Genomic DNA, 7,930 nt, shown 5'->3' on the forward strand with positions numbered 1-7,930 from the left:
TGGATATAATTGACGCATGAAGCCGATTCGATTCCTTGGAGACGCGCTTAAGTGTTTGCGCGACTTCCCCGAGGACGCAAGATACGACGCCGGATTTCAGCTAGAGAAAGTGCAGCGCGGGCAGCGGCCCGACGATTTCAAGCCCATGCCATCCATTGGCAAAGGCGTAGAAGAATTGCGCATATGGGATGACTCGGGCACGTACCGCGTCGTCTACACGGCGCCTCGCTGACGCGGTTTATGTATTGCATGCCTTTCAGAAGAAAACTCAGGCTACGTCAAAACGCGACATCGATCTGGCAGCCGCCAGGTTTAACGAATTGATGAGGGGTTTGAAATGACGAAGGCAACAACCGATCCGGACACCTACGCCAGTGTCTGGGATGCACTCGCCGACACGCCCGAACAGGCCGCCAATCTGGAGGCTCGCGCGGAACTCATGCAGCAGATCGCGGCTGTAGTGGGCGATGGGGGCTGGACGCAGGAGGAAGCCGCGCGTCGTTGCGGCGTGACTCAGCCGCGTATCAACGACTTGTTGCGCGGACGCGTGTCGCGCTTTTCTCTCGATGCGCTCGTCAACATTGCGACGGCACTCGGCCGCCGCGTTCACATCGAGCTGCTGGCGGCCTGAAGGCCGGCCGCTACCGCCCGCTTCCCCGTCAATTCCTCCGAAACCTGCGCCATCAACGAGCGCAGCCACACGACATCGGTCGGCTGCTCCGGCTGCGGCAGCGAAAGCTGATAGCACTTGATCCGCGGAAACGGCACCGGCGACTCCAGCACCGCCAGCGGCAGCATCGCCGCGTAATGCAGGGCGAACCGCCGCGGCGCGGTAAAGATCAGGTCCGACTGCAACAGCACCTGCGGCACGAGCCCGAAGTAAGGAATTGTCGCGACGATGCGCCGCCGCACTGCCGCGCGCTCCAGCCCGATATCGATCGGATGCCGCTTCGCGCCGCTGTACGGCGTCGGCGCGAGATGCGCGGCGAGCGCATAACGCTCCACCGTCAACGGTTCGCGCGCGAGCGGATGATCCGCGCGCATCAGGCAGACGAATACATCGGTGAACAGATCCTGGCGCTCGAAACGCGGCTCCGGCTTCGTCCAGTTCGCGACGACGAGATCGATCTCGCCCTCGTCGAGTGCGCGCTCGTGATCGCGCATCGGGCTGAGCGACTCGATCTCCAGGCGCGCGTGCGGCGCCGCCTCCCGAAACGCGCCGATCAGCGTCGGCATGAAGAAATCGTTGAGATAGTCGGGCGCGGAGATGCGGAACGTGCGCCGGGAACTAGCGGCGTCGAAATCGCCATGCGGCGTCGCAATGAACTCGACCTCGCGCAGCGCGCGCTGCGCCGGCGCGAGCAGCGATTCGCCATATTCGGTCGGCACCATGCCCTGCTTGCCGCGCACGAGGATCGGATCGTTCAGGATTTCGCGCAGACGCCTGAGCGCGGTGCTGATCGCCGGCTGCGTCTGGTTCAGCCGCTGCGCCGTCTGCGTCACGCTGCGTTCGAGCAGCAGCGTGCGCAGCACGCGGATGAGCCAGATGTCGAGTGAATCGGCGATGTCGTTCATGGGCGCGGGTTGAATACGGACGGCGGCTGGCCGGAAACGGGGATACGTCAAGTTAAGCCGTTCCGACGCCCGACGCCATAGCAGGCGCGCTATGCGCGGCATAGGCGGCGTGCCTTTGCGGCAAGTCGGGCAGCACGCGGGCGCTCGCCGGGCGCGAGAGAAACGCCGCGGCCGCTTTCGCGTTACCCGAAATCCGCGTCTGTCGGCGCCATCGGCAGGCTGCTGATGCGGCGGACCTCCAACCCGTCGAGCCAGTTCGGCGAACGCGCGACGTAGAGCACCATCGGCAGCGTGTCCTCGCCCCAGAACAACTGGTCGTTGACGACGAAGGTCGGCACGCCGAACACGCCGAGCGATACCGCCAGATCGTTGTTCGCCCGCAGTTTCGCCTTGATGTCTTCCTGTTCGATCAGCGTCTCGCCATCCGGCATGCCGACGTGCTGGCACAGATCGCGAAAGCCTTCGGGCGTCGACGGATCGCGGCCATCGCGCCAGATGTAGCGAAAGATGTCGCGCACGCACGCGACGTCGCCGTCCGCCGCGACAGCGAGGCGCAGCGGCTTGCTCGGATCGAACGGATGCTTTGGCGGCATCCGGAACGGAATGCCCAGTTGCTCCGCGCGAAAGAGCGCGTGCCGGTAGGTGAAGACGCGTTTCGACGGAATCGTCGCCGCGTGCGGCTGGCCCCATCGGTCGAGCAGCTTGTACAGTTCGACCGGCGTGACCTCGAAGGGCATCGCCGGCCATTTGTCGTGCTGTTCGAGCAGCAGGTACGAAAACGGCGATATGAAATCGAAGAAAAAGTACGGCTGGCCGTGACCCGGGGTGTTCGAGGCGCTCATGATTATTCTCCCTGTCGACCGGAGTTGGCGCTGTCGGCCAGAGTGAACGCTTTGGCGCTTACCCTGGCCGCATGCGCCTTACTCTGGCCCCATGCTTCGCAGTTGACCAGAGGTGGCGCCCCATGCGCCTTACCCCGGTCCCATGCAAGATTGTTGCCCATGCTTGCTGCGCGCTGTGACTCGATCTAATTGTGTATGCATCTGCGTCGGTCCGCGCATCTGCCCGACTTTCATTCATCTTAAGTGCTGCGTCACGCGGTGTCTGCCCGCGACGCGACATCGCGCGCATCCGGCGTGCCGCGCGCGTCGGGCGCCGCCCGTTCCGCGGACGGGCGTTCGCCGCGCGCCGCCTGCGCATCGCGCGCGAGCGCCTGATCTTGCGTCAGCCGATGCCGCACGAAGCCGATGTGCTCGCGCAGCACGTAGAACTGGTCGGCGAACGCGAGCGGCATCTTCATGCGGTTGACGGCATTCTCGATCGCGTCGACGCGATCGATCAGCGCCTCGCGCTCCTCGTTGCCGGGATCGGCCATCGCCTCGCGTTCGATTGCAATCAGCGCGCCATACCAGCGGTAGATGCGCGATTTCACGCGCCACCGGTAGAGCCCCGGCACGAGCCTCAGGCCCGGAATCAGCACGACGATGATCGGCACCAGCAGCACGATCACCCGATCCGCGAGACTCGCGACCCAGAACGGCAGCGTGCGGTACAGGAAACTCTTGCCCGACTTGTAGTAGCGCTCGGCGTCGTCGCTGATCCGGTATTCGTGGACGAGCGGCGCCGGGAACTCGTTCGCGCGCTGCATCAGGTTCGCGCGCCCGTGGACTTCGCGCGCGGCTTCGATCAGCAGGTCGGAGAGCGCGGGATGCAGCCCGTCGCGGGCGACGAGCTCGGCGGTCGGCGCGACCATGTGGATCGGCTTGGGCGGCAGGTTTTTCGCGAAATCGAAGGCGCCCATCGGCAGCTCGATCACGTTCAGGTACGGAAAGCGCCGCGAGTAGGCATCGGCCTGCGAGAAATCGAAGAAACGCACGCCGGGCATGCGAAAGAGGCGGCCCATCGTCGGCGGCTGCGCGGAGTCGCCGGTGAGAAAGACGGCGTCGACGTCGCCATTGACGAGCGCAACCGCCGCCTCGTCACCGGCGAGCGGCAGCAGTTCGGTGTCGTCGCCCGGCTCGATGCCGTTCGCTTTCAGGAGCGTCAGCGCGAGCGCCCGCGTGCCGCTGCCTTCGGCGCTGATCGCGAGGCGCTTGCCCTTCAGTTCCGACAGGCGCGAGATGACCGGACCGTGATAGAACACCGCGAGCGGCACATAGGCGACGCTGCCGAGCGACATCAGGTTGTCATGCGTCGAGCCCGGCGTGCTGACGCCGCCCTGCACGAAGCCGACGTCGACCTTCTGCTTCGGGTCGTCGAGGCGGCGCAGGTTGTCGAGCGAGCCCTGCGTTTCCAGCACGTTGAGCGTCACGCCGTTGCGCGCGAGGATCGCCTTGTATTTCTGCGCGCTGTTCCAGAACGAGCTGCCTTTCGTGCCGGCGGCGATCGTCAGCGTGCTCGGCGGCGCGGGCTGGATCAGGCGCACGGCCAGGTAGATCGCCGCCGCGCTCACGAGGAGGATCGGCACGAAGGTCAGCGCCAGGTCGCGCCATGAGATCGCGACGAAGCGCGCGACGATGCGCGGCGGCCTGAGGCGCGCATCGCGTCCGGCGCGGGGTTCCTTGTCGGGGCCGGTCCCGGGTCCTGGGTTGGGCACTGGTGGCTGGGTCATCTCGTCGTCGGTGGTCGGGAGGCGGGAAGCGGGATCAGGCGGGCGCCCGGCAGGCCGCCTCCCCGTCGTCATTGATTCGGCAGCAAGTGATTCGTTCGGATCGCAACTTCCTTCTCCGGCCCGCAACCTCGCCGAAGATGCTGCGACGCAAAACGCCGTCGAGCTTCGGCGCAGCGACGCCAAACCGGCGCTCGGCAGGCGTCGTCGAGCGGCACCGGCTGCCATTTTCCGACGATGGTACATGAGATCGAATCGGCACCGGACCGCAGCGACGGGCGGGAGCGGGCAGCTACCAGGCAGGGCGGCGTGATAATCGCGTGTCATGGCGGGGGTTGCGCGGGGGCGTCGCCGTCACTTAAAAGCTTTGCGCTTCTGGGCGTGCTGGATTAAATTGACGTTCGCCGCCGTGCACCTGCACACGCGTGCGTCCGGCCCGCAATGTGGGTCGATGCGTACGCGGCGCGCAGGTCGCGCGCGTCAGGACGGAAAGCGGCGGGCTGACAAGCAGTCCGGCAGCCGCCGCGCAGTACCCCAAATTTGAGCCGCCGGGCCACGCCCGCAACCGGCCGAGCATTCGATTGATTCGCCAGCCTCTCGCTGCATCGTGTTGCCACATCCGCCGGCTCGCCGGCCGTCATGCATGCGCGCGGGCCGCGCCATGTCCGCGGCCTTCGTGTTCCGCATGATGTCGTAGCAAGCCGCCAGAAAGATGCGGTCCCATCCGAAGTAGCAACTGTGCGAAGTCATAAGCGAAGCAAAAGGAGAAATCATGAAAGCTGTCGATATGTTGAAGGCGCTGGGTGTGGTGATGTGCGTGGCCGTGGCCTCGAGCGCGTATGCCCAGTCGAGCGATGCCATGGCGACCACCGACTCCGCGGCCACCGCCAAGGCCGAGAAGAACGCGACCAAGAAGACCGACCGCAAGCTGGGCAACGACGTTCGCAAGGCGTTGTCCAAGGCGCAGGGGTTTGACGTGTCGAACGTGTTCGTGAAGGCGCGCAACGGTGCCGTGACCTTGACGGGCTCCGTGCCGGACGGCAGCCAGATCTCCCAGGCCGAGGAAGTCGCGAAGGGCGTGGCCGGCGTCAAATCCGTGTCGAACAAGATCACGCTCGGCACGCAGGGCGGAGGGGGCTGAGTCGAGCAAGACGTGGGGCGTCGTCGTGCGTAGCGCGGCGTCGCCGGGGCTCATGGCCTGACGGGTTCCGGCGCTTCGCGCGCCGGAACCCGTTTTCGTTTGGAGTAGCCGCTTCGGCATCGAATGCCGGCCGCCGTCTCGATACGGAGACGGTTCCCCGGCGCGAGACAGGCGCGCGGATGCGCATGTTTGCTAGCCCGGCGTGAAGATACGTCGCGCGTATGTCTCTCGTTCTGGACGGCTGAGGGATCTTCCAGGACGCGTCGAACCCGGCTCTGCCTGGCGCCAGGAGCGTTTGGCGAAAGGGTGGAACCGGCCCGGAACTTGCGTTGGCCGTATGTGTTTTTGCGCCCGCAAAGACGCCAGGCCGGGCCGCCGCCCGGTCATATAATAATCATGACGGAGACTGAGAATGACAAGAATTCCAAGGGTTCCATGGATGACGGCGTTCGTCGCACTGAGCGCGGTCGCGCTCACCGCCTGCAGCGATAGCGATGACAACAACAGCGCCCCAGCGAACAACACGCTGCCGAACTTCATCGCGGGATCGGTGAAGGCGCAGTCCTACGACGGCAACACCGACGACCTGCTGACCGCCGGCCTCGGCAAGACGGGCCTCGCCTCCGCGACGCCGCCGACGATCGCGAGCCCCGCGCAGCCGACCGCCGCCGAACTGCGGCGTCTTGCGATCTATTCGAACTACCGCGCGCTCGTCGACATGTCGGCGAACGGCGGCTACGGCCGTTTCTGGGGGCCGAACGTCGACCTGAACGGCAATGACACGCTCGGCGAGGGCAAGATCGCCGGCAAGGAATACCTCGCCTTTGCCGACGACGGCAGCGGCACGAAGAACGTGAGCCTGCTCGTGCAGATTCCTGCGAGCTTCAATCCGGACCAGCCGTGCATCGTCACGGCGACGTCGTCGGGCTCGCGAGGCGTGTACGGCGCGATCTCCGCGGCGGGCGAGTGGGGGCTGAAGCGCGGTTGCGCGATCGCCTACACCGACAAGGGCAGCGGCAACGGCGCGCACGAACTCGCGACGAACATCGTGACGCTGATCGACGGTACGCTGGCGGGCGCCAACGCCGCGGGCAAGTCGAGCGTTTTCACGGCGAACCTCGGTTCGGCCTCTGCATCGACGTTCAACACGAATTTCCCGAACCGCTACGCGTTCAAGCACGCGCACTCGCAGCAGAATCCCGAGAAGGATTGGGGCAACAACACGCTGCAGGCGATCCAGTTCGCGTACTGGGCGCTCAACGATTCGTACGGCACGCTCGACGGCACCACGCGCAAGGTCCGCTATGGCAAAGGCAGCATCACGACGATCGCGGCCTCGGTGAGCAACGGCGGCGGCGCGTCGCTCGCGGCAGCCGAGCAGGACACCGACGGCTGGATCACCGCGGTCGTCGTCGGCGAGCCGCAGATCAACCTGAACCTGCCGTCGCAGGTGTCGGTGAGGCAGGGTGGCGTGGCGGTCGGCGCGTTCGGCTCGCCGCTCGCCGACTACACGACGCTCGCGAACCTGCTGCAGCCATGCGCCGCGCTCGCGACCGCCGCGGCCGGGTCGCCGTATCTGTCGGCGCTGCCGCTCGTGACGACCAACGCGATCCGCACGGCGCGCTGCGCGTCGCTCGCGGCGAGCGGGCTCGTCTCCGGCGGCGACACGCGGAGCCAGGCCAACGACGCGCTCGACAAGCTCCATCAGGCGGGCTATCAGTCCGATTCCGACACGCTGCAGGCGCCGATGTGGGATTCGCAGGCGGTGCCGGCGGTCGCGGTGACGTATGCGAATGCCTATATGCAGGCGAGCGTCGCCGACAACCTGTGCAACTTCAGCTTCGGCACGACCAACCCGCTGACCGGCGCGGCCGGCCTCACGCCGCTCGTCTCGCCGATGCTCACCGTGTTCGGCAACGGCAACGGCGTGCCGCCGACCAATGGCGTCAATCTCGTGTACAACGCGGGGACGTCGGGCGCGGCGGATCATCGCCTCGCGACCGCCGACGCGAGCTTTGCGGGGGCGGTCTGCATGCGCACGCTCTGGACGACGGCCAATCCGACGATGGCGGCGAACGTGAACGCGATCCGCGTGAAGGCGAACCTGCGCGGCAAGCCCGCGATCATCGTGCAGGGACGCGCCGACGCGCTTGTGCCGATCAACCATGCGTCGCGTCCGTACCTCGGCGCGAACCAGGTGGCGGAAGGCAAGTCGAGCCAGCTCTCGCTCTACGAGATCACGAACGGGCAGCATTTCGATGCGTTCCTGAGCGTCGCGGGTTTCGATACGCGGTTCATTCCCCTGCACTACTACAACATCCAGGCGCTGAACCTGATGTGGAGCCATCTGAAGAACGGCGCGGCGCTGCCGCCGTCGCAGGTGGTGCATACGACGCCGCGCGGCGGCACACCCGGCTCGGCGCCCGCGCTGACGACGGCCAATCTGCCGGCGATTTCGGCGAATCCGGGCGGCGATGCGATCAACGCGGCGGGTGGCGCGGTGAACGTGCCGAACTGATCCGCCGCTGGGTCGCAACGTGAAGCAAGCCGTTCGCCCTTTGCGGGGCGAACGGCTTTTTCGCTTTGGGATCGGCGGGCGCATCGCC

At 66.2% G+C, this 7,930-nt stretch carries 8 protein-coding genes; 5 read left to right on the forward strand and 3 right to left on the reverse strand.

Annotated elements, in window-relative coordinates:
* The first annotated feature begins 16 nt into the window (after window positions 1–16).
* Genes AWB81_RS20370 through AWB81_RS20375 form a run of 3 tightly spaced genes read left to right on the forward strand, consistent with a single transcriptional unit; the run spans window position 17 to window position 631 of the window.
* The gene (locus tag AWB81_RS20370; protein WP_374730498.1) at window positions 17–232 is read left to right on the forward strand and encodes a type II toxin-antitoxin system RelE/ParE family toxin; all 216 of its coding nucleotides are present in this window, start codon (window positions 17–19) and stop codon (window positions 230–232) included.
* The gene (locus AWB81_RS48775; protein WP_374730499.1) at window positions 189–341 is read left to right on the forward strand and encodes a type II toxin-antitoxin system RelE/ParE family toxin; all 153 of its coding nucleotides are present in this window, start codon (window positions 189–191) and stop codon (window positions 339–341) included. The genes AWB81_RS20370 and AWB81_RS48775 overlap by 44 nt, the downstream gene beginning before the upstream one ends.
* Window positions 338–631 (forward strand): helix-turn-helix domain-containing protein, encoded by a 294-nt coding sequence (locus AWB81_RS20375; protein WP_062638356.1) that lies wholly within the window; start codon window positions 338–340, stop codon window positions 629–631. The genes AWB81_RS48775 and AWB81_RS20375 overlap by 4 nt, the downstream gene beginning before the upstream one ends.
* Here the strand turns inward: AWB81_RS20375 and AWB81_RS20380 are convergent.
* The 3 genes from AWB81_RS20380 to AWB81_RS20390 all read right to left on the reverse strand — a co-directional run bounded on the left by AWB81_RS20380 (window position 607) and on the right by AWB81_RS20390 (window position 4,186).
* Entirely contained in the window at window positions 607–1,575 is a 969-nt protein-coding gene (locus tag AWB81_RS20380) for a LysR family transcriptional regulator (RefSeq protein ID WP_062638357.1), read from the reverse strand. The two genes, AWB81_RS20375 and AWB81_RS20380, sit on opposite strands and share 25 nt — an antisense overlap.
* A gap of 182 nt (window positions 1,576–1,757) precedes the next feature.
* Window positions 1,758–2,417: a 2-hydroxychromene-2-carboxylate isomerase gene (locus tag AWB81_RS20385; RefSeq protein WP_062638358.1), complete on the reverse strand. Its 660-nt coding sequence runs from the start codon at window positions 2,415–2,417 to the stop codon at window positions 1,758–1,760.
* A 251-nt stretch (window positions 2,418–2,668) separates the two neighbouring features.
* Window positions 2,669–4,186 carry a TAXI family TRAP transporter solute-binding subunit gene (locus AWB81_RS20390; protein WP_062638359.1) on the reverse strand — a complete coding sequence of 506 codons (1,518 nt, stop codon included), beginning with the start codon at window positions 4,184–4,186 and terminating at the stop codon, window positions 2,669–2,671.
* 769 nt (window positions 4,187–4,955) lie between these two features.
* Here AWB81_RS20390 and AWB81_RS20395 point away from each other — a divergent pair.
* Window positions 4,956–5,324, forward strand: coding sequence for a BON domain-containing protein (locus AWB81_RS20395; RefSeq protein ID WP_062638360.1), 369 nt, complete (start codon window positions 4,956–4,958; stop codon window positions 5,322–5,324).
* 412 nt (window positions 5,325–5,736) lie between these two features.
* Window positions 5,737–7,842, forward strand: coding sequence for a D-(-)-3-hydroxybutyrate oligomer hydrolase (locus AWB81_RS20400; RefSeq protein WP_062638361.1), 2,106 nt, complete (start codon window positions 5,737–5,739; stop codon window positions 7,840–7,842).
* The last annotated feature ends 88 nt before the right edge of the window (window positions 7,843–7,930 follow it).

Source organism: Caballeronia arationis, from assembly GCF_001544975.2.
GTDB lineage: Bacteria > Pseudomonadota > Gammaproteobacteria > Burkholderiales > Burkholderiaceae > Caballeronia > Caballeronia arationis.